Below are 20437 nucleotides of genomic sequence, written 5' to 3'. Positions count from 1 at the left end.
GGCTTCCGGAGATCATTTGCGCCCAGAGGTCCGACGGTGCAAGCAGGTGGGGCGGTACAGCTGGTCAGGAATGTAGGTGGTCCACTGCGCGCGGGTGAGGGAGCCGAAGCGTGCGCACAGGTCGGTGGCGAGGCGCTCGGGGGAGAGCAGGTAGGCGCGCAGAGGGGTGTGCGCTCCTTGTGCGTAGAGGGTCTGGCCGCCCGGGGAGAAGGCGAGGCCTCGCACGCTGTCGCCGCCTGTGGGCAGGGGGGCGCCGAGCGGGGTGCGGGAGGGGAGGTCCCACAGCCGGACGCGGCCGACGGGGTTTCCGACGGCCAGCGTCTGCCCGTCCGGGGAGAACGCGATGGCGGTGATGGGCAGAAGGTTGCCGTCGGGGCCGTCCGAGAGGCCGTCGCTCAGCACTCCCTGCGGGGCATTCGTCGTGCCGTCGTGGAGGAGAACGCGACCGGCTCCGTCGGCTGTGGCGAGCAGGTCGCCGCTGGGGCTGTAGGCCATGGCCTGGCTGAAGTTGCGTTCGGTTCGGTGGCGAAGCACTCGGCCCCGCGGCAGTTGCAGGACAGTTCCGTCGTTGAGCGCCAGCAAGGGCAGGTGAGGGTGCGCGGCGATCCAGCTCGCACCCGTTCCTTCCGAGAAGCGTGTGAGTTGTCTGCCGTGCGTCAGGTCCCATACCGATCCGGAGAGCAGGGCGTGGACCACCGGTGCTCCTGTGGTGTTCACCATCGCGAGGGAGTCGGGTGGGTCCTGACCTCCTGGGAGCGGCAGGTCCGCCACTGGCCGTCGGGCTTTGACGTCCCAGACCCGGATGTGTGACGCGTCGGCGGGATCCGGGGCCTCGAGCGTCATACGGACACCTGCGAAGGCGAAGAACCGGCCGTCGGGGCTGAAGGAGGCCACCGCCCGGATGACGCCGCCCGGGCGGAAGCTCACCTTGCCAGTCGTGCCCAGAAGCCTGCTGTGGCCGCTCTCGCGCAGTTCGAAGGACAGATCCCGGTCGGTGATCCTGGGAACTGCCATGGTGTTTCCGCTGGGGCTGAAACGTACGGCTTCCCCGCTCGTGTCGTCCCAGACCGCCGTGAGAGCACTGCGTGCGTTCACCGTCCGCACGGTGCGTCCCGCCGAGCCCAGATAGCGGATGGCGCCGGCGGCGACGTCAACTCGTACCGCGTAGGGTCTGTCCCTGGGCAGGAACATCTTCAGCACAGGGAGGCCGACCTCGTCGCCGGATGCGGCAACCGGGTCATGCGGGGCGCGGGTGTTGCGCCACAGCAGCAGCTCGTCGTTCGTGACACCGGCGATGAATCGGGAGTCCGGGCTGAAGGACACCTCTGTCAGCCCGGCTTGTGTGAGTTGGTCCAAGGTCCGTCCGGTGACCGTGTCGATCCGTTCGATGCCTGTGTCCCTCAGTACGGACAGGGTCCGGCCGTCGGGGCTGAACTGAAGGGTGCCCGGCCGGCAGGAGGGCCTGGGTATCTCCTGCACGGTGAGGGGCTTGAGGGGAAGGATTCTCCCGTCGGGTATGTGCCGGAGTTCGACGCGGTCTCCCTTTCCGCATCGTGCCAGCAGACGGCCGTCGCGGCTCACGGCGATGGCGCCGTCCCCTGTCCGGCCGTCGGGCAGGGTCAGAAGCAGCCGCTTGCTCGGCAGGTCCCAGAGTTCCGTGCGTTCGTACATCGCCAGGGCGATGCGACGGCCTCCGTTCGCCATGGCGATCTGCCAGAGCGTGTCCGTCCTGCGGCTCGGGAGTGTGTGGCGTGCTCCCGTGCGTACGTCCCATACGGCAATGCCTTCGCTGCCGGGGGCCAGGGCGGCGGCCTGTCGACCGTCCGGGCTCCATACAGCCCAGCCCGGCGACAGTGACGTGCTCTCGTCCAAGCCGGGGTCCGCGCTGCTGTAGGTCGTGGAGGCGCCGCGGAGAGCGTACGTGCTCGTCCTCCTGCGGGTCGCCACGTCCCATTCCTGCACCTGTTCTCCCTGCTGGACCCGCAGTGTGGTGCCGTCGGGACTCAGTGAGGCGTGTGAGGTCTCAAGGTTCTGGGACAGTGGAGTGAAGTCCGGCTCGACCGCCTGTCCGAGAGCCGCGAGGAGGGCGGCGTGGCTTTCGCGGGTCTGGGCGAGCCGCCATGCCGCGATGCTGAGCCGTCCGGCCAGCGTGGGGGCGCTGGTTCGTAGGCTGTCGGCGACGGTGACGGTGCGGCGGGCCGCGTTCTGGGTCCGTTGCTCGTTCTTGGCGCGGTTTTGTTGCAGGGCGAGCGTCGTCCCCAGCACCGAGAAGACCACGAGGACGACCAGTGCGGCCGCCGTTACGCGCCTCAGCCGTGTCCGCCTGCGCGAAGCCGTCATGCTCCGCGCCAGGAAGTCGCTTTCGACGCCGTTGAGGGTGCTCTTGTGTTCGGGCGCTGCAAAGGCCTGGGCGGCGGTCGTCAGCGGAGTGCCGCGCAGGAGCGCTCCCGCATCACGGCCCGACGTGTCCCACCGATCGGCGGCCTCGGTGAGGCGGCGGTGGAGGCGGAGGCGTTCGCGGTCTTCCTCGATCCATCGCGCGAGCCGTGGCCAGCCGCCGATCAGTGCCTCGTGGGCGAGGCCGACGCCTTCGTGACCGAGCGTGAGGAGGCGGCTGTGGCCGAGGTGCTCGAGGACCTGCCCGGCCTCGGGGCCGGTGTCCTCGAGTTCGGCACGCGTCGTCGGGCGCCGGGTGTCCGGGGCGCCTTCACCCGGTGTGACCAGGCGCAGCAGGATTCCGCGGGCCGTGCGCTGCCGGTCGGCGTCGAGCCGGGCATAGGCGGCTTCCGCGGTCTGCGCTACGGATCCTTGGAGCCCGCCGGCTTGCTCGTACGCTTCGAGGGTGAGGGTGCGACCGCGGCGTCGGCGCCAGGTCTCCAGCAGCACATGGGAAAGCAGCGGCAGCGCACTGCGCTCGGCGGCGATCTCCTTGAGCAGGCGGGCGGTCAGGGCGCGTTCGACGACCAGGCCGTGCAGGGCCGCCGGTTTGTTGATCACCTGACGCAGTTCCGCCTCGGTCATCGGTCCGACCGGCAGAGCGGCCCTGCGGATCACGTCCGCCAGCTCCGGGTGTTCGAGACAACGAGCGTAGAAGTCGGCCCGGATGCCGAGTACCACGCGCAGCCGGCTGTCGTCCTGCCGTGCCGTCAGCAAGGTCTCGATGAAGGCCAGGCGCTGGGCGGGGTCGGCGTACAGGGTGAAGATCTCCTCGAACTGGTCCACGATCACCCAGGTCTCCCCCTCGCCGTCCGCGGGGATGAACGCAGGTCGGTGACCGTTCAGGGGCCGCCCTCCAGGGGTGAGAATGCGCACCGCCGCCGGGGGCGGCCCGGGGGGTTCGGTCTGCGGGGGCTGACGGAGACGGGGAACCAGTCCGGCGCGCAGCAGGGAGGACTTGCCGCTGCCGGAGGGGCCGAGCACGGCGATCACGCGGTGCTCGTGCGCCAGGGCGGCGAGTTCGGCGCTCAGTTCGTCGCGGCCGAAGAACAGTTCCTGATCACCGGGCTCGAACCGGACCAGCCCACGGTAGGGGGACGGGGCGTCGTCCGCCTCGTTCTGCGACGCGACCAGCTCTTCGGACACGGCGTGCCGGCGCTTCTCCCACTCCGCGGGGTCCGCGCCGCAGGCTGTCGCGTAGGCCCGTACGACCGGCAGCGAGGGCAGCTGTTCACCCGCGGCCGCCCGTGACAGCGTCGCCACCGAGTAGCCGGACCTGCGGGCCATCGCCGCGTAGGTCGGCCCGCCGGCCTGGCGGCGCAGTCGGCGCAGTTCGTGAGCGAATCGTGCCACCGGCCCCGCGTCCGGATCCAGCGGCTTCTCCTGGCGTCCCATCCCTCACCCCTGCCCAGGCGGCGGCGCCGCCCCTTCCCCCGTGCTTGCCGAATACGCACTCAACCGGGACCGGCGCGGCGCCGACAAGACCGTTTCACGTCGCGCGACGGCAGCAGGTGGTTTTTTTCATCTCTGAGCAGGGCTTACGCAACAAACTTCCCGCTGTGAAAACTCGGTTCCGAGGGCCGAGCACATGCGAACCCTCACGTGCGAACCCACTGCCCCACCCAGACAGACGGGAGAACGTCATGCCCCTGAGCGACGACGAAGTGCGGATCCTCGAAGAGGCCCGCCAGCGCGCGGAGCGCGAGCACGCGGAGTTCCGGGCCAGGCAGGAGGCCGAGTACCAGGCGCGTCTCGCCGAGGCGGAGGCCCGCAGGCAGGCGGAGCAGCCGCGCTCCGGCCCTACCTGGTAGGGACCTCATCGACAGGGCGGCCTCGGTCGCGTGTGGGCCGGCGACGGCCCGCGCCGACGAGCCTCCAGCCGCGAGGAGGGGTGGACGGGTGCCCGCACCGGTCCACCCCGTGGCCCCTCCCCCCGCCGGTCGGGAGCGGGGTGCCGAGGGTTATAGGGGCAGCGCAACAATTGCGTCCTCTCGCGCACTGCTGCCGGTAGGCCACAGACTCACACATCGCAGAGAGGGCAGTAATGGGCATGCGTGCCATATGGGGACGTCAAGCGGCCGCCGTCGCGGCGTTGTTGACGCTGACGGTCGCCTGCGGGGGCAAGGAGGACGACGCCAAGGAATCAGTTCCGCAAGGGATCGAACGGACCAGACCGAGCGACAAGGCGACCGCCAGCCCGACACCGGCTGCCCTCACGGCCCACGACCCGCCGACGAGGTTCGTGTCGACGGGCTCGCTGCCCTTGGGGAAGGCCGGCGTCGACGCGGTCGCCCTGGACGGGCGCAGGGCATACACGTACGCCTCCGACTCAGGCGCGGTCGTCGCCCTTGACCTGGCGACGGGGCATCAGGTGGGCGAGGGCGCCCGGCCGCAGGGGGATCTGCCCGACCGGTACGGCGAACCAGGTGCGGAGGGGGAAGGCCCGTTGTGCGAGCGGCGGGCGCCCGCCTTGGGCACCGCGGGCGGGAAACGGATCGCACTGGGGGTCTTCCCCACTGTGACCAAGGGGGCCGGCACCACGGCTGACACCTCGACCTACGAACTCGTCGCGCTGGACACCAGGACGGGCACAGCCGCCTGGCAGGCCCCGCTCGGAATCACGGTGGGGGGCGACTTCTGCCATGTGGCGGGAATCAGCGGCAATGTAGCCGTGGTCGTGCTCGGCGGGTCCCTGGCACCCCCGAACACATACGGCATCGATCTGAAGTCCCGGAAGAAGCTGTGGACCCAGCAGGACTTCGAGGCCCAGCTCGTCCAGGGCTCACACGTGCTCGGTGTGGATTCCTCGGGCGACGGCACCAGGGCCGTCGCGTCCCTGGACTCCGGATCGGGCAACAAGCAGTGGCGGGCCCTGGAGGCAGCTCGTTCGGCCGAGTTCGCGGCAACGCCGTTCTCGACGCAGAGTGTGTTCGTGCTGGACAGGAGCTACCACGGGTCGGCAGCGGTACTGCGGCTCTCGGACGGAAAGGAGCTCGACGCGCCGGGCATCGGTGAGGACCTGCACGAGGTGCAGCGCTGTGTCTACGACCAGCGGTCCCTCACCTTCTGCTTCTTCCACACCACGGTCGGCGGCGAACTGGCCGCCTACGAGGCAGCGGGCAGGAAACGGCTGTGGCAGCTCGGCGGCGCCGACGGAGCCCCGGGCCGGGTGGCCCCAGAGCTGGTCACAGCCTTCCATGGCGCCGTGTACGCATCGCTCAGCCGGGACGGCGGGGCGTCCGAGCCTGTCGTCCTGGACGGCACGACCGGTGCGGACCGGGAACTCGCCCCGGGGGCAACGCCGAAGCTGGTGAACGCGTACGCGGGGCTCGGCGGCGAAAACCAGGACACCCTGTATCGCACGGCAAAGTGAGACCACTGGGCTTCGCGCCGCAGGAGAGACCAGGTGTCTTCAGTCAGGGTGAGCAGAGGAGACGTTCTCTGCTGCGGTTGCGGCGGAGTGCTGCTCTCGGTGTCCGAGCCGAGAGCAGCGAGTAGGTTCAGGCTGACGCGGCCCTAAGGGCGGGCGGTCCCCACCGTACGGATGAACCCCGTCCACGCCGTCGAGCCGAAGAGCAGCACGGCACCACCTGGCACCTTGCTGTCGCGGACCGGTACGACACCGGGGACTCCGTCGGCGACTTCTACGCAGCTGCCGCCGTTGCCGTCGCTGTAGGTGATCTTGCGCCAGCGGGCGGCGCCGGGGAAGTCGTGGGCGACTTCTACGCAGTCGCCGCCGTTGTCGTCGCTGTAGGTGCTCTTGCGCCAGCGGGCGTTGCTCAGGTCGTACCCGCGCATCGTCTGAAGTCCTCCGCCGCCGACTCGACCAGGGCGAGGGACACCTCCGGCGGCAGCGCGGCGGCCCTCAGCAGATCGTAGGTCCCCTGCACACGCTTCACCAGGGCCGGATCGTCGAGAAGGCTCCCCGAATACACCGCCTCTGTATAGGCAGTCGGCGGCGCGTCCTCGAACTCGAAGAGCCTGACCATGCGTCCCATGAGCGGGTACGCGCCGACGCTGGTCGGCAGCACCTGCACAAGGACCATCCGCCGCCGCGCCAGCTCCGCGATGTGGTCCAACTGGGCGGCCATCTCCGCCACGGCCGCGAAGTAATCGGCGTACCGCTTGTCATCAATGAGCTTTCGCCATGTGCGCTCGAAAAAACCCTCGGTTTGCAGGACCGTGTCGATCCGCTGGGCCACGTCCAGCTGTGGTTTCCGAATAGCCTGTTCGAATTGGCCGATATAGCCGCCCGAGACGAAGACCCGTTCTCCCAGCTCGACTTGGGTGAATCCCGCGTCCTCTCGCTGTCGTTTCAGCTCCGCACCGAAGAACTCCCATGCTGCCTGACGCGAACCATTGGCCATGGCGACCGTCCCTCCGCTGCCTTGCGCTTGTAGGGCACAGACACCCCCGAGTTTAGGTGCGGAGCGTCACTATGGAGGTGCGAAGTGTAAAGCTCGAAAGGAAAGGGGAGCAGGGTGGCTGCAGCACATGTATCACCCGGTGGACGACATTCGGCGCGCTGCGTCGATGACGCGGAGGAAACAGTGAAAGATTTGCGGGCGGCGCTCGCGAACGCCGGAATTGCTTTGCCGTCACTCCGGCTCGACCTGGCAAGTATTGCGCGCGAGGCTCCCTGCCCGCTCGTGGAATTGGGCGGCTGTTCCGTCGAGGTCGCCGCCCGGCTCGTGGCGGCCCTTCGTCCGCAGCGGGCCGCGGAGGCGGGATGAAGCCGCCGATCGGGTCGTACGCCGTCGACGTCCGTACCGGGAGGGTGGGCGTGGTGATGGGGCACGAGAGTCCCTACGTACAGCTCAGGCCGTTCGGCGGGGGCAGGGAGTGGGATGTCGAGCCGGACTGTGTGCGCCCCGCCACACAGATGGAGCGCCTCCGCGCGGCGACCGCGTACGCCAACGCCCGCAGCCGCGGTGAGGTGCCCTGAAGCGCGCACCCCGACGAGCGGGGGCCCGGGGCGCGCCCCGCGTAGGCGAGAATGGCTCCCATGAGTCTGTTCCGCGACGACGGCATCGTGCTGCGCACCCAGAAGCTGGGTGAGGCGGACCGGATCATCACGCTGCTCACGCGCGGGCACGGACGCGTACGTGCCGTGGCGCGCGGGGTACGGCGGACCAAGTCGAAGTTCGGGGCCCGGCTGGAGCCCTTCTCACACGTGGACGTGCAGTTCTTCGCGCGGGGGAGCGAGCTGGTCGGGCGCGGGCTGCCGCTGTGCACGCAGAGCGAGACCATAGCCCCCTACGGTGGCGGGATCGTGACCGACTACGCCCGCTACACCGCCGGCACCGCCATGCTGGAGACCGCCGAGCGCTTCACCGATCACGAGGGGGAGCCGGCGGTCCAGCAGTATCTGCTGCTCGTCGGCGGGCTGCGTACCCTCGCCCGTGGTGAGCACGCGCCGCACCTCGTCCTCGACGCCTTCCTGCTGCGCTCCCTCGCCGTCAACGGTTACGCGCCCAGCTTCGGCGACTGCGCGAAGTGCGGTATGCCCGGACCCAACCGGTTCTTCTCCGTGGCGTCCGGCGGGTCCGTGTGCGTCGACTGCCGGGTGCCCGGCAGCGTCGTACCCTCGCCCCAGGCCCTCGAACTGCTCGGCGCGCTGCTGACGGGCGACTGGGGGACCGCGGACGCGTGCGAGCCGCGGTACGTCCGGGAGGGGAGCGGCCTGGTGTCCGCGTATCTGCACTGGCACCTGGAGCGCGGGCTTCGCTCGCTACGGTACGTAGAGAAGTAGGCACGTAAGAGGAGACGAGAGCACATGGCCGTACGCGGGATCCTGGGGCGCCAGCGCCGTGAGTACAGCACGCCGGAGCCGCACCCGTCCGGGGCTCGCCCGCCCAAGCTCCCCGGCGAGCTGGTCCCGAACCATGTGGCGATCGTCATGGACGGGAACGGCCGGTGGGCCAAGGAGCGCGGGCTGCCGCGCACCGAGGGACACAAGGTCGGCGCCGAGCGCGTCGTGGACGTGCTTCAGGGCGCGATCGAGATGGGCGTCGGGAACATCTCGCTGTACGCCTTCTCCACCGAGAACTGGCGGCGCTCCCCGGACGAGGTGCGCTTCCTGATGAACTTCAACCGTGACTTCATCCGCAAGTCCCGCGACCAGCTCGACGAGCTCGGCATCCGGGTGCGCTGGGTGGGCCGGATGCCCAAGTTGTGGAAGTCGGTCGCCAAGGAACTCCAGGTCGCCCAGGAGCAGACCAAGGACAACGACAAGCTCACGCTCTACTTCTGCATGAACTACGGCGGCCGTGCCGAGATCGCGGACGCGGCGCAGGCCCTGGCGGAGGACGTGAAGGCGGGCCGGCTCGACCCGTCGAAGGTCACGGAGAAGACCCTCGCAAAGTACCTGTACTACCCGGACATGCCGGACGTGGACATGTTCCTGCGGCCGAGCGGCGAGCAGCGCACCTCCAACTACCTGATCTGGCAGAGCGCTTACGCCGAGATGGTCTTCCAGGACGTGCTGTGGCCCGACTTCGACCGGCGTGACCTGTGGCGGGCGTGCCTGGAGTTCGCCTCCCGCGACCGCCGCTTCGGCGGGGCGATCCCGAACGAGGAACTGCTGGCCATGGAGGGCCGGCAAGAGGACTGAGTCCCTTCGTCAGCACCCCGGCAGGCAACGTTCGCCCCGTCGCGACGCCCGGCACGCACTCTCGCCGCACCGGCCGAAAACCCAAGTACATCCAGTACGAGGGCTTCCGGCCGGCACGCCGAGAGCACGCACCGGACGCCGCTCCTTCACGGGCAAACGTTGCCTGCCGAGGCACTAGGATCCCGCCTCATGGTCATGGACATGGGGCGGGACGAACGGCAGGACATCGTCGAGTTGGTCTACCGGCCGACGCGCGCTGACGTGCTCGCCGGCGTCATGGTGCGTGAGCGCAGACGGCGGCTGCATCTGGCCCGGTGGGGTTTCGCGGTGCTGTTCCTGGTGTTCGCCGTGCAGGCCGTGACCTCGGAGAAGACGTCGGTGCTCTCGGCGGTGGTCGCGCTCTTCTGCTCCGCCGTGTTCTGGTCGATCCCGCATCTCCAGGCCCACCACGCCCTGCGCACCGTCGCGTGGCAGGGCGAGTACCGCACCGCCGTGACCGACACCGGGGTCACGGCCGAGACCGCGTACGTCACGCTCGTACAGCGCTGGTCGGTCTTCCGTGGCTACCGCGAGACCCGCGACCATGTGGTGCTGCTCAGCCGCGACCCGAACATCCTGCTGGTGGAGGTGCTGCCCAAGCGTGGGCTGCGTGCCCCGCAGGACGTGGACAGGCTGCGCGCCCTCCTGGACCGCCACCTGCCCCGCGTCTGATCCCGTTCAGCTCTCGGCCGCGGCCCGCGCGCACTCCGCGCACGTCCCGAAGATCTCCACCGTGTGCGCCACGTTGACGTAGCCGTGCTCCGCGGCGATCGCCTCGGCCCACTTCTCCACCGCGGGACCCTCGACCTCGACCGCCTTGCCGCACACGCGGCAGACCAGGTGGTGGTGGTGTTCGCCGGTCGAGCAGCGGCGGTAGACCGACTCACCGTCGGAGGTGCGCAGGACGTCGACCTCGCCCGCGTCGGCAAGGGACTGCAAGGTGCGGTAGACCGTGGTGAGTCCGACCGAGTCGCCCTTGTGCTTGAGCATGTCGTGGAGCTCCTGCGCGCTGCGGAACTCGTCGACCTCGTCGAGCGCCGCAGCCACGGCGGCACGCTGGCGGGTGGATCGTCCCCGTACGGGCGGGCCGGCGGTCGTCACCGTTGCCTCCTTGCATCTGCGCCTGCCGGGCCATTGTGCCAGCCCGGACTGTGCGCAGTCAGACTCTTGCCTCGTCACTCGCCCCCTGGGGAGCCGGAATCGCGCACTCCGCCGGGTCCCCGGTGGCCTGCGCCGCGGCGACCGCTCGGGCGCGGCGGCGGGCCAGCGGCGTGGCGAGGGCCGTCAGCGCGATGAACGCGGCGATCGTCATCAGCACGATCGTCGCGCCGGGCGGCACGTACTGGTAGTACGACGTGATCGTGCCGCCGAGGGTGACGGTCACGCCGATGGCGACCGCGATCGCGAAGGTCGCCGCGAAGCTGCGGCTCAACTGCTGCGCCGCCGCCACCGGGACCACCATCAGGGCGGAGACCAGCAGCAGACCGACGACCCGCATCGCGACCGTCACCGTCACCGCCGCCATGACCGCCGTCAGCAGGTTCAGCGCCCGCACCGGCAGACCGGTCACCCGCGCGAACTCCTCGTCCTGGCTGACCGCGAAGAGCTGTCGGCGCAGACCGAGGGTGACCAGGACCACGAAGGCCGCCAGCAGGCAGATCGCGACGACGTCCGACTGCGACACCGTCGACAGCGAGCCGAACAGGTACGACGTCAGGTTCGCGTTCGAGCCGCCCGGCGCGAGGTTGATGAACATCACGCCACCGGCCATACCGCCGTAGAACAGCATCGCGAGGGCGATGTCGCCGCGCGTCCTGCCGTACCAGCGGATCAGTTCCATCAGCACGGCACCGAGGATCGAGACGGCCGTCGCCATCCACACCGGCGAGGTGGACAGCAGGAAGCCGAGGCCGACGCCGGTCATCGCCACATGGCCGATTCCGTCGCCCATCAGGGCCTGGCGGCGCTGCACGAGGTAGATACCGACGGCGGGGGCCATGATGCCGACCAGGACGGCGGCCAGGAGCGCCCGCTGCATGAAGGCGTAGTTCAGGAAGTCCATCAGCTCAGCAGTCCCGTGCGGATCGGTTCGGTGCCCGCGGCGTCGTGCGGGTGTACATGGTCGTGGCCGGGCAGGGCGTGTTGGCCCACGGCCTTCGGGGGCGGGCCGTCGTGCAGGACGCAGCCGTCGCGCAGGACGACCGCGCGGTCGATCAAGGGCTCCAGGGGGCCCAGCTCGTGCAGCACCAGCAGTACGGTCACTCCGGCGGCCACCTGGCCCTTCAGCGTCTCGGCGAGGACCTCCTGGCTCGCCAGGTCGACGCCCGCCATCGGCTCGTCCATGATCAGCAGTTCGGGCTCGGAGGCGAGCGCGCGGGCGATCAGGACGCGCTGGTGCTGGCCGCCGGACAGGGCACCCACCGAGTCCTTCGCCCGGTCCGCCATGCCGACCTGCTCCAGGGCCCGTCGTACGGCCTCGTGGTCGGCCTTGCGCAGGACGCCGAAGCGGGCGCGCGACAGTCGACCGGAGGAGACGACCTCGGTCACCGTGGCGGGCACCCCGCCCGCGGCGGTCGTGCGCTGCGGCACGTACCCGACGCGCCGCCACTCGCGGAAGCGACGCCGCGGGGTACCGAACAGTTCGATCTCGCCGGCGCTCAGCGGCACCTGGCCGATGATGCTGCGCACGGCGGTCGACTTGCCCGAGCCGTTCGCGCCGAGCAGCGCGACGACCTCACCGCGGTGCACGGTGAGATCGATGCCGCGCAGCACGGGGCGCGCGCCCAGGTCGGCGCGTGCGCCGCGCAAGCGTATGACGGCCTCTTCCATGACGTCCTCCATGACGATCACTTGGTTCCCAGGGCGGTCTGCAGTGCCTTGAGGTTGGCCTCCATGACCTGGAAGTAGTCGCTGCCGCGGGACCGGTCGGTGATGCCCTCGATCGGGTCGAGGACATCCGTCCTCAGGTTCGCGTCCTCGGCGATGGTCTTCGCGGTCTTGTCGCTGACGAGCGTCTCGTAGAAGACGGTGGAGACGCCGTCGGCCTTCGCCATCTTCTGAAGGTCCCTGACACGGGCGGCGCTGGGCTCGGACTCCGGGTCCAGGCCGCTCACGGCCTCCTCGGTGAGCCCGTAGCGCTCGGCGAGGTAGCCGAAGGCGGCGTGCGTGGTGATGAAGACCTTGCTCCTGGTGTTCTTCAGGCCTTGCTCGAACTGGCCGTTGAGGTCGTCGAGCTTCCTGACGAGCGCGTCGGTGTTCTTCCGGTACGCGTCCGAGTGCTGGGGGTCGGCCTTCTCGAAGGCCTTGCCGACGCCCTTGGCGACCTCGGCGTAGCGGACCGGGTCGAGCCAGATGTGGGGGTCCTTGCCGCCGGGCTCCTCGCCCTCGTGGGTGTCATGGTCCGCCGCGTGGCCGCCCACCTCGGTGCCGTGCTGCTCCAGGGAGGTCAGGGAGGCGGCGTCGATCTTCGTCCTGACTCCGGACTGGGCCACCGCTTCGTCGACGGCGGGCTGCAGCCCCTTGAGGTACAGCACGGCGTCGGACTTCTCGAGCTGCACGGTCTGCCTGAAGCTGATCTCCAGGTCGTGCGGCTCCTGGCCGGGCTGGGTGAGACTGGTGACGTGGACGTACTTCCCGCCGATCTGCTCGGCGAGGAAGGCCATCGGGTAGAAGGACGCGACGACGTCGAACCTGCCGTCGCTGTCCGTGGCCGCGCTGGAGGAGCAGCCGGTGAGAGCACCGAGGCCCAGCGCGGTGGCCACCGCGAGAGCGGTCCCGGCTATGAGGCGGCGTCGTACGTTCATGACACTCATTTTCAACAAAAATGGAAACCGTTGTCAACAAGCCCTCAGGTGTGACCCCGGGGCGCCCCCGAGGTCCCGCGGGTGCCCAACCGATTTGATTGAAGGGGAGGCCCCGCCGGTAACCTGAAGCATTCAGCTCTGAAGCACAGCTCTGAAGCAACGCTCCGTAGCAGTCGCTTCGTCGCCCGTCGTCGTAATGAAGAGAGCACCGTGGCCGCCGACAAGATCGACACCATCGTCAGCCTGAGCAAGCGCCGTGGCTTCGTATTCCCCTGCAGCGAGATCTACGGCGGCCAGCGCGCCGCCTGGGACTACGGACCGCTGGGTGTCGAGCTCAAGGAGAACCTCAAGCGCCAGTGGTGGCGCTACATGGTGACGTCTCGCGAGGACGTCGTCGGTATCGACTCCTCGGTGATCCTGGCGACCGAGGTCTGGGTGGCCTCCGGTCACGTCGCCACCTTCACCGACCCGCTCACCGAGTGCACCGCCTGTCACAAGCGTTTCCGCGCCGACCACCTGGAAGAGGCGTACGAGGCCAAGCACAAGCGCCTCCCGGAGAACGGCCTCGCGGACATCAACTGCCCCAACTGCGGCAACAAGGGCCAGTTCACCGAGCCCAAGCAGTTCTCGGGCCTGCTCTCCACGCACCTCGGCCCGACGCAGGACAGCGGCTCGATCGCGTACCTGCGCCCCGAGACCGCGCAGGGCATCTTCACCAACTTCGCCCAGGTCCAGCAGACCTCGCGCCGCAAGCCGCCGTTCGGCATCGCGCAGATGGGCAAGTCGTTCCGCAACGAGATCACGCCGGGCAACTTCATCTTCCGCACCCGCGAGTTCGAGCAGATGGAGATGGAGTTCTTCGTCAAGCCGGGCGAGGACGAGAAGTGGCACGAGTACTGGATGCAGGAGCGCTGGAACTGGTACACGGGTCTCGGCCTGCGCGAGGAGAACATGCGCTGGTACGACCACCCGAAGGAGAAGCTCTCCCACTACTCCAAGCGCACCGCCGACATCGAGTACCGCTTCCAGTTCGGCGGCTCGGAGTGGGGTGAGCTGGAGGGTGTCGCCAACCGCACGGACTACGACCTCTCCGCGCACGCCAAGGGCTCCGGCCAGGACCTCTCCTACTTCGACCAGGAAGCCGGCGAGCGCTGGACCCCGTACGTCATCGAGCCGGCGGCCGGTGTCGGCCGCACGATGCTGGCGTTCCTCCTGGACGCCTACGTCGAGGACGAGGCCCCGAACGCCAAGGGCAAGATGGAGAAGCGCACGGTGCTGCGCCTGGACCACCGCCTGGCGCCGGTGAAGGTGGCCGTGCTGCCGCTGTCCCGGAACCCGGAGCTGTCCCCGAAGGCCAAGGGCCTGGCCCAGGCTCTGCGCAAGCACTGGAACATCGAGTTCGACGACGCGGGCGCCATCGGCCGCCGCTACCGCCGCCAGGACGAGATCGGCACGCCGTACTGCGTGACGGTCGACTTCGACACGCTGGACGACAACGCGGTGACGGTGCGTGAGCGCGACACGATGAAGCAGGAGCGCGTCTCCCTCGACCAGATCGAGGGCTACCTGGCCAGCCGCCTCCTGGGCTGCTGAGCAGGAACCTGACCGCAACGCCGGGCGGGCTGGAGCCGATCCAGCCCGCCCGGCGTTGCGTTGTGCGTCGGGGCTCGTCCGCCTATGCCACGCAGAACTCGTTGCCCTCCGGGTCGCGCATGAGCCACCAGTGGCCCGCCGGGCCCTTGTCCACCTCCTCGACGCGCATCGCGCCCAGGGTCTCCAGGCGTGCCACCGTGGCGTCGCGGGCGTCCGGGCCTGCGTGGACGTCGATGTGCAGTCGGTTCTTCGCGGGTTTCGGCTCGGGCACGTCCTGGAAGAGTATGCGGCGACCCCGGCCGATGCCCGTGGCCTCGTCGTACGGGTCGTCGGGGTGCCGGATCGCCGCGAAGCCCCGGAAGACGCGGCTGCCGTTGTGTTCCGCCACCGCCGCCTCGGGAAGTTGCCCCGCCGTCAACAGGCGGGTGATCAGGGCGCTGTTGTCCTCCACCTCGTACGCCAGCGCCGCCGCCCAGAAGTCCGCCAGGACGGGGGCGTTGCGCGTGTCGACTACCAGCTTCCAGTCCAGTGCTGTCATGCAGCCCTTTATATGCGCCCGTTCTCGGCTGTGTGCTGGGAATCAGCGGATCGTGCGCGGTAGCCGCAGGCTCAGGGCGACCGTCAGGGCCACGGTGGCCAGCTGGGTCAGGAGCGTGATCACCAGTGCGTCCCGCATGCCCATCCCGGGCACCAGGGCCAGGAAGAGCGAGCCGAGCGTCGCCACGCCCAGGGCCAGTGCCGACTGCTGGGTCGTGGCCATCACGCCGCTGCCGACGCCCGCCCGCGCCGAGGGCACCTCGGACAGCACGATCCGCAGCAGGACGGGGAGTTGGAGGGCCTGGCCCGCGCCGGCCACCGCCGCACCCGGCAGCAGCTCCGTCACGCCCAGATGGGGCCACGAGCGCCAGGCGGCGAGCGCGATCAGCACCAGACCGGCCGCCTGGATCAGCCCGCCCGCGGTCACCACCCGTGTACCGAAGCGGGCGACCAGCCGGGGCCCGCACAGCGAGACCGCGAAGAACGACAGCGCCAACGGGGCGAGCGCGAAACCGGCGGGAACCGGACCCAGCCCGGCGCCCCGCTGCAGTGCCACCGCGATCACGAACATGAACCCGCTGAAGCCGATCGAGAACGGCACGATCATCGCCAGTCCACGGCGCAGCGACACCAGCGCGAACAGGCTCGGCGGCACCAGCGGAGTACGGCCGAGCCGGTCCTCCCGGCGCTCCACGGCGTAGAACGCCCAAGCCGCGAACGGGAAGGCAGCCAGCGCCAGCCAGGTCCACAGCGGCCAGCCCGCCGCGCGGCCCTCGGTGAGCGGTACGAGCAGGGTCAGCAGCGACACCGCGAGCAGAACGGTACCGGGGCCGTCCACGGGCTCCGGGCGCGGCGAGCGGGTCTCCGGGACGGCCCGCGCGGCCAGGACCAGGCCGACGACCACCACCGGGATGTTGACGAGGAACACCGAACGCCAGCCGGTGCCTGCGATGTCCGCGGCCACCAGCACACCGCCGAGGATCTGCCCGGCCACCATGGACAGTCCGGCGGTCGCGCCGTACAGACTCATCGCCTTGGCGCGGCGCTGCCCGCTGGTCGCCGCCTGGATGGTGGCGAGCACCTGCGGCAGCATCGCCGCGGAGGCCGCGCCCTGCGCGACGCGTGCCACGACCAGCGTCCAGGCGTTCGGGGCCAGGCCGCAGGCCAGCGAGGTCAGCCCGAAGGCCGCCATCCCGCCGAGGAAGAACTGACGGCGGCCGAAGAGGTCGCCCAACCGGCCGCCGAGGACGAGCAGGACGGCGTAGGAGACCCCGTACCCGGCGACGACGAGTTCGAGGACGGCCTCGCCCGCGTGCAGGTCCTTGCCGATCGTCGGCAGGGCGACGTTGACGATGAAGAAGTCGATGAGGGGAAGTGCCGCGCCCAGCAGCACCGTGAACAGGCCCAGCCCGCTCAGGCGGGGTGTCGCCACGGGCGAGCGGACTGCAGGGGGAGTGAGGATGTCGGTCACGCCAAGAGCCTGCGCCGACTCTCAGCGTGGTACCAGAGTGTCTTTATCCTGGTACAAGCACTACCTGGCAACAGGGTCGGGCGGGCGAGAGGCTGGGGGCATGGCGACCATGGTGCACGAGACGGCAGCGGTCCGGGAGGTACGGGCAGCGGAGGGACAGACGAAACACGCGGTCGAGATCCGGCGGCACGAACTGGCCGCGTTCCTGCGACACCGCCGCGAGCACATCACCCCCGAGCAGGTCGGACTGCCCCGTGGTCGGCGCCGCCGCACCCCCGGGCTGCGCCGCGAGGAGGTCGCGCAGCTCTCCGCGGTCGGCGTCACCTGGTACACCTGGCTGGAGCAGGCCCGGGACATCCAGGTCTCCGTCCAGGTCCTCGACGCGCTGGCCCGCACGTTGCTGCTCGACGCCAGTGAGCGGGCGCACCTCTTCCAGCTGGCCGGCGCCACCGACCCGACCCCCGGCGCGTCCTGTCCGTCGGTCACCGACGCCCAGCGTGCCCTGCTGGAGCAACTCGAGCCGATCCCGGCCTGTATCCAGAACAGCCGGTACGACGTCCTCGCCTACAACCGCACGTACGGGCTGCTGCTGTGCGACCTGGACGCCGTCGCGCCCGCGGACCGCAACGTCATGGTGCTGTGTTTCACGAACCCGGACTGGCGGGCGTCGGTCATCGAACTCGAGGAGGTCATGCGGGTGATGGCGGCCAAGTTCCGTGCCTCGATGGCCGGCCACCTCGGCGAGCCCGCCTGGAAGATGCTGCTCAAGCGGCTGACGGCCGAGTCAGCCGAGTTCCGTGAGGCCTGGGAGCGGCACGAGGTGGTGGATGCCCGCAGCAGGCGGAAGCAGTTCCGCAACGCCCACGTGGGTCTGCTGTCGGTGGACCACACGGACCTGTGGCTGGGGCCGCACCAGGGGCCACGCATGGTCACGTACGCGCCCGTCGACGAGGAGTCCCGCAAGAGGCTGGAGAAGCTCCAGGCCATAGCGCTGGAGCGGGGCATGCCGTAACGACCTGGGGGGCAATAGGGAGCGGCGTCGCGACGCCCCGCACGGCCTCCCCCAAGCTCTTCGAGCAGGGGGGACCCCCAGCGGCGTTGCCGAAATGTCCTAGTAGCTCCGCTACGAGGACCTTCCGGCGCCTTGCGATCGACCGCACCGGACGCCGCTCCTTCACCCACTCCCTATGGCCCCCCCAGGTCGTAAGGCCTGGTGCCTACGCGGAGATGCCGGCGGCTTCCCGTACCTCCGCCGACTTCAGCCGCTCGGCGGTCCGCTCGGCCGTGCGCCGTCCCCACCCGCCGGTGGTGAGTGCGCCCAGGGCCAGCACCGCGACACCGCAGCCCGTGATGATCCACCAGCCGGGGCGGGCGGCGGCGACGAAGGCGTCCCGGTACGGCGAGGAGCCCACGCCCGAGGCGAGCACCGCGCCGATCACCGCGACGCCGAGAGTCTGTCCGAGCTGACGGCTGGTGGAGGCGACGGCGGCGGCGACTCCGGCCTGGGCGCGGGGCATCCCGGAGACCGCTGTATTGGTGATGGGGGCGTTGACGAAGCCGAACCCGATGCCGAACAGCACATACCCGGCGCAGAGCGTGATGTTCGACGTCTCCGCCTGGAAGGCGGCGAACAGTGCGGCGCCCGCGGTCATCGCGCAGCCCGCGATCAGGAGCGGCAGGCGCGGGCCGCGACTGCCGATCAGCCGGCCGGACAGTGGTGCGCACAGGAAGGTCGGCGCCGCCATCGGCAGCATCCACAGGCCCGCGTGCAGGGCGTTCAGACCGCGCACGTTCTGCAGGTAGAGCGTGGACAGGAACAGGAAGCCGCCCAGCGCGGCGAACGCGCTGATCGCGATCATCGTGGCCCCGCTGAACGGCGCGGAGCGGAAGAAGCGAAGGTCGATGAGGGGTTCGGCGCGGCGCGGCTCGTACCGGAGCAGACCCAGCAGTGCCACGAACGCGACCACGGCGAACGGCAGGATCGTGGCGAGGCCGGAGCTCGGGGCTTCGATGATCGTGTACGTCAGGCAGCCGAACAGGGCCATCACCAGCAGTTGGCCGACCGGGTCGGGGCGGCGGGGCTTCGGGGCCCGGGACTCGGGAATGAAGCGAAGGGTCAGGAGGATCGCCGCCAGGCCGACGGGCAGGTTGACCCAGAAGATCGACCGCCAGCCGACGGACTCCACCAGCAGCCCGCCGACCAGCGGGCCCGCGGCCATGGATATGCCGACCACGGCACCCCACACACCGATGGCGCGGGCTCGTTCGCGCGCGTCGGTGAACGTGTTGGTGATGATCGACATGGCCACCGGGTTGAGCATCGAACCGCCCACCGCCTGCACCATGCGGAAGGCGACGAGCGACTCCAGGTTCGGGGCCAGCGAGCACAGCAGCGAGCCGAGGCTGAAGACGACGAGACCCGCCATGAAGACGCGTTTGCGGCCGATCCGGTCGGCGGTGGAGCCCGCGAGCATCAGCAGTGAGGCCAGGACGAGCGTGTACGCGTCGATCGTCCACTGCAGTCCGGCCACGCTCGCGTGCAGTTCCTTCTGCATCGAGGGCAGTGCGACATTCAGGATGGTGTTGTCGAGGCTCACGATCAGCAGGCTCATACAGCAGATCGCGAGAATCAGCAGGCTTCGTCGGTGACTGCGCTCCGGCATGGGAACCACCGTACGCTCACATCAATAGTGTGTCTAACTAATGGCTGCTACATGATCACCTGCGCACCCGCGTCGAGTACCCCTCGGCGTGCGTGACAATGGGGGAATGCCCACGCCCATGAACCCGACCTTGCAGATCGGCCCGCACTCCGTCCAGCCGCCCGTCGTCCTCGCGCCCATGGCCGGGATCACGAACGCGCCGTTCCGCACGCTGTGCAGGTCCTTCGCCGGAGGCGACTCGACGGGTGCAGCCAGCGGGGGCAAGGGCCTCTTCGTGAGTGAGATGATCACTACCCGGGCGCTGGTCGAGCGCAACGACAAGACCATGCAGCTGATCAGGTTCGACGCGACCGAACAGCCGCGCTCGATCCAGCTCTACGGCGTGGACCCGGCGACCGTCGGCAAGGCCGTCCGCATGATCGCGGAGGAGGGCCTGGCCGACCACATCGACCTGAACTTCGGCTGCCCGGTACCGAAGGTGACCCGCAAGGGCGGCGGTTCCGCGCTGCCCTACAAGCGCAACCTGCTGCGGGCGATCCTGCGCGAGGCCGTGAGCGGCGCGGGTGACCTCCCGGTCACCATGAAGATGCGCAAGGGCATCGACGACGACCACCTCACCTTCCTCGACGCCGGGCGGATCGCCGTCGAGGAGGGCGTCACGGCCATCGCGCTGCACGGCCGCACCGCCGCGCAGCACTACGGCGGCACGGCGGACTGGGACGCGATCGCCCGACTGAAGGAGCACGTGCCTCAGATTCCGGTGCTCGGCAACGGCGACATCTGGTCGGCCGAGGACGCGCTGCGGATGGTGCGCGAGACCGGCTGCGACGGCGTGGTCGTGGGGCGCGGCTGCCTGGGTCGGCCGTGGCTGTTCGCCGATCTGGTGGCGGCCTTCGAGGGGCGCGACGACTTCGCCCGCCCGACGCTGCGTGAGGTCGCGGACGTCATGGTCCGGCACGCCACCCTGCTCGGCGAGTGGATCGGTGACGAGTCGCGCGGGGTCATCGACTTCCGCAAGCACGTGGCCTGGTACCTGAAGGGCTTCGCGGTCGGCTCGGAAATGCGCAAGCGGCTCGCGATCACGTCCTCGCTGGAGGAACTGCGCTCGGGGCTGGATGAGTTGGACCTCGACCAGCCCTGGCCGACGGGCGCCGACGGGCCCCGTGGCCGTACGTCCGGCAACAACCGGGTGGTGCTGCCGGACGGGTGGCTGAAGGACCCGTACGACTGCGCGGGGGTCGGCGAGGACGCGGAGTTGGACACGTCCGGGGGCTGAACCCGG

General features: G+C 69.8%; 19 protein-coding genes. 9 read left to right on the top strand and 10 right to left on the bottom strand.

Translation table 11 applies throughout. From position 1 onward, the window contains the following. Positions 1-12: 12 nt before the first annotated feature. Positions 13-3831, bottom strand: a complete 3819-nt coding sequence (locus ACWDEX_RS00635) for an nSTAND1 domain-containing NTPase (RefSeq protein ID WP_450460912.1) — start codon at positions 3829-3831, stop codon at positions 13-15. A gap of 248 nt (positions 3832-4079) precedes the next feature. Between ACWDEX_RS00635 and ACWDEX_RS00630 the strand changes: the two genes are divergently transcribed. Further along, positions 4080-4247 carry a hypothetical protein gene (locus ACWDEX_RS00630; protein ID WP_450460911.1) on the top strand — a complete coding sequence of 56 codons (168 nt, stop codon included), beginning with the start codon at positions 4080-4082 and terminating at the stop codon, positions 4245-4247. Positions 4248-4486: 239 nt separating this feature from the next. Further along, on the top strand, positions 4487-5809 hold the full coding sequence (locus tag ACWDEX_RS00625) for an outer membrane protein assembly factor BamB family protein (RefSeq protein ID WP_450460910.1): 1323 nt from the start codon (positions 4487-4489) through the stop codon (positions 5807-5809). A gap of 143 nt (positions 5810-5952) precedes the next feature. On the opposite strand, the gene ACWDEX_RS00620 is transcribed toward ACWDEX_RS00625, so the two are convergent. Both ACWDEX_RS00620 and ACWDEX_RS00615 read right to left on the bottom strand, forming a co-directional pair. Next, the gene (locus ACWDEX_RS00620) at positions 5953-6234 is read right to left on the bottom strand and encodes a DUF397 domain-containing protein (protein WP_450460909.1); all 282 of its coding nucleotides are present in this window, start codon (positions 6232-6234) and stop codon (positions 5953-5955) included. After that, on the bottom strand, positions 6216-6803 hold the full coding sequence (locus tag ACWDEX_RS00615; protein WP_450460908.1) for a Scr1 family TA system antitoxin-like transcriptional regulator: 588 nt from the start codon (positions 6801-6803) through the stop codon (positions 6216-6218). The genes ACWDEX_RS00620 and ACWDEX_RS00615 overlap by 19 nt, the downstream gene beginning before the upstream one ends. Before the next feature lie 362 nt (positions 6804-7165). Between ACWDEX_RS00615 and ACWDEX_RS00610 the strand changes: the two genes are divergently transcribed. The 4 genes from ACWDEX_RS00610 to ACWDEX_RS00595 all read left to right on the top strand — a co-directional run bounded on the left by ACWDEX_RS00610 (position 7166) and on the right by ACWDEX_RS00595 (position 9760). After that, entirely contained in the window at positions 7166-7381 is a 216-nt protein-coding gene (locus tag ACWDEX_RS00610) for a hypothetical protein (protein ID WP_450460907.1), read from the top strand. 60 nt (positions 7382-7441) lie between these two features. Further along, positions 7442-8188: a DNA repair protein RecO gene (gene recO / locus ACWDEX_RS00605; protein WP_450460906.1), complete on the top strand. Its 747-nt coding sequence runs from the start codon at positions 7442-7444 to the stop codon at positions 8186-8188. Between the two features lie 24 nt (positions 8189-8212). Further along, a complete protein-coding gene (locus ACWDEX_RS00600) occupies positions 8213-9049 on the top strand; it encodes an isoprenyl transferase (RefSeq protein WP_450460905.1) in 837 nt (278 codons plus the stop codon). A gap of 189 nt (positions 9050-9238) precedes the next feature. Next, positions 9239-9760 (top strand): YcxB family protein, encoded by a 522-nt coding sequence (locus tag ACWDEX_RS00595; protein ID WP_450460904.1) that lies wholly within the window; start codon positions 9239-9241, stop codon positions 9758-9760. 6 nt (positions 9761-9766) lie between these two features. Here the strand turns inward: ACWDEX_RS00595 and ACWDEX_RS00590 are convergent, their stop codons facing one another. The 4 genes from ACWDEX_RS00590 to ACWDEX_RS00575 are packed head-to-tail and all read right to left on the bottom strand — an operon-like array spanning position 9767 to position 12891. Next, positions 9767-10189 carry a Fur family transcriptional regulator gene (locus ACWDEX_RS00590; protein WP_450460903.1) on the bottom strand — a complete coding sequence of 141 codons (423 nt, stop codon included), beginning with the start codon at positions 10187-10189 and terminating at the stop codon, positions 9767-9769. Between the two features lie 58 nt (positions 10190-10247). Next, on the bottom strand, positions 10248-11150 hold the full coding sequence (locus ACWDEX_RS00585; protein ID WP_450460902.1) for a metal ABC transporter permease: 903 nt from the start codon (positions 11148-11150) through the stop codon (positions 10248-10250). Beyond that, a complete protein-coding gene (locus ACWDEX_RS00580) occupies positions 11150-11917 on the bottom strand; it encodes a metal ABC transporter ATP-binding protein (RefSeq protein ID WP_450460901.1) in 768 nt (255 codons plus the stop codon). Before ACWDEX_RS00580 ends, ACWDEX_RS00585 begins: the two co-directional genes overlap by 1 nt. A 17-nt stretch (positions 11918-11934) precedes the next feature. Further along, positions 11935-12891 carry a metal ABC transporter substrate-binding protein gene (locus ACWDEX_RS00575; protein ID WP_450460900.1) on the bottom strand — a complete coding sequence of 319 codons (957 nt, stop codon included), beginning with the start codon at positions 12889-12891 and terminating at the stop codon, positions 11935-11937. 210 nt (positions 12892-13101) lie between these two features. Between ACWDEX_RS00575 and ACWDEX_RS00570 the strand changes: the two genes are divergently transcribed. Next, positions 13102-14484, top strand: coding sequence for a glycine--tRNA ligase (locus ACWDEX_RS00570; protein WP_450460899.1), 1383 nt, complete (start codon positions 13102-13104; stop codon positions 14482-14484). 82 nt (positions 14485-14566) lie between these two features. Here the strand turns inward: ACWDEX_RS00570 and ACWDEX_RS00565 are convergent, their stop codons facing one another. Beyond that, positions 14567-15022: a VOC family protein gene (locus ACWDEX_RS00565; RefSeq protein ID WP_450460898.1), complete on the bottom strand. Its 456-nt coding sequence runs from the start codon at positions 15020-15022 to the stop codon at positions 14567-14569. Between the two features lie 42 nt (positions 15023-15064). Then, positions 15065-16492, bottom strand: a complete 1428-nt coding sequence (locus ACWDEX_RS00560; RefSeq protein WP_450460897.1) for an MFS transporter — start codon at positions 16490-16492, stop codon at positions 15065-15067. A gap of 100 nt (positions 16493-16592) precedes the next feature. On the opposite strand from ACWDEX_RS00560, the gene ACWDEX_RS00555 reads away from it, so the two are divergent. Further along, positions 16593-17504 carry a helix-turn-helix transcriptional regulator gene (locus tag ACWDEX_RS00555; protein WP_450460896.1) on the top strand — a complete coding sequence of 304 codons (912 nt, stop codon included), beginning with the start codon at positions 16593-16595 and terminating at the stop codon, positions 17502-17504. 205 nt (positions 17505-17709) lie between these two features. Here ACWDEX_RS00555 and ACWDEX_RS00550 read toward each other — a convergent pair whose 3' ends face one another. Continuing rightward, positions 17710-19155: an MFS transporter gene (locus ACWDEX_RS00550; RefSeq protein WP_450460895.1), complete on the bottom strand. Its 1446-nt coding sequence runs from the start codon at positions 19153-19155 to the stop codon at positions 17710-17712. 118 nt (positions 19156-19273) lie between these two features. Between ACWDEX_RS00550 and dusB the strand changes: the two genes are divergently transcribed. Further along, a complete protein-coding gene (gene dusB / locus ACWDEX_RS00545; RefSeq protein ID WP_450461104.1) occupies positions 19274-20431 on the top strand; it encodes a tRNA dihydrouridine synthase DusB in 1158 nt (385 codons plus the stop codon). Positions 20432-20437 lie beyond the last annotated feature (6 nt).

Source organism: Streptomyces sp. NPDC001020 (assembly GCF_053599115.1).
This window is presented reverse-complemented; position numbering and strand designations above follow the sequence as displayed.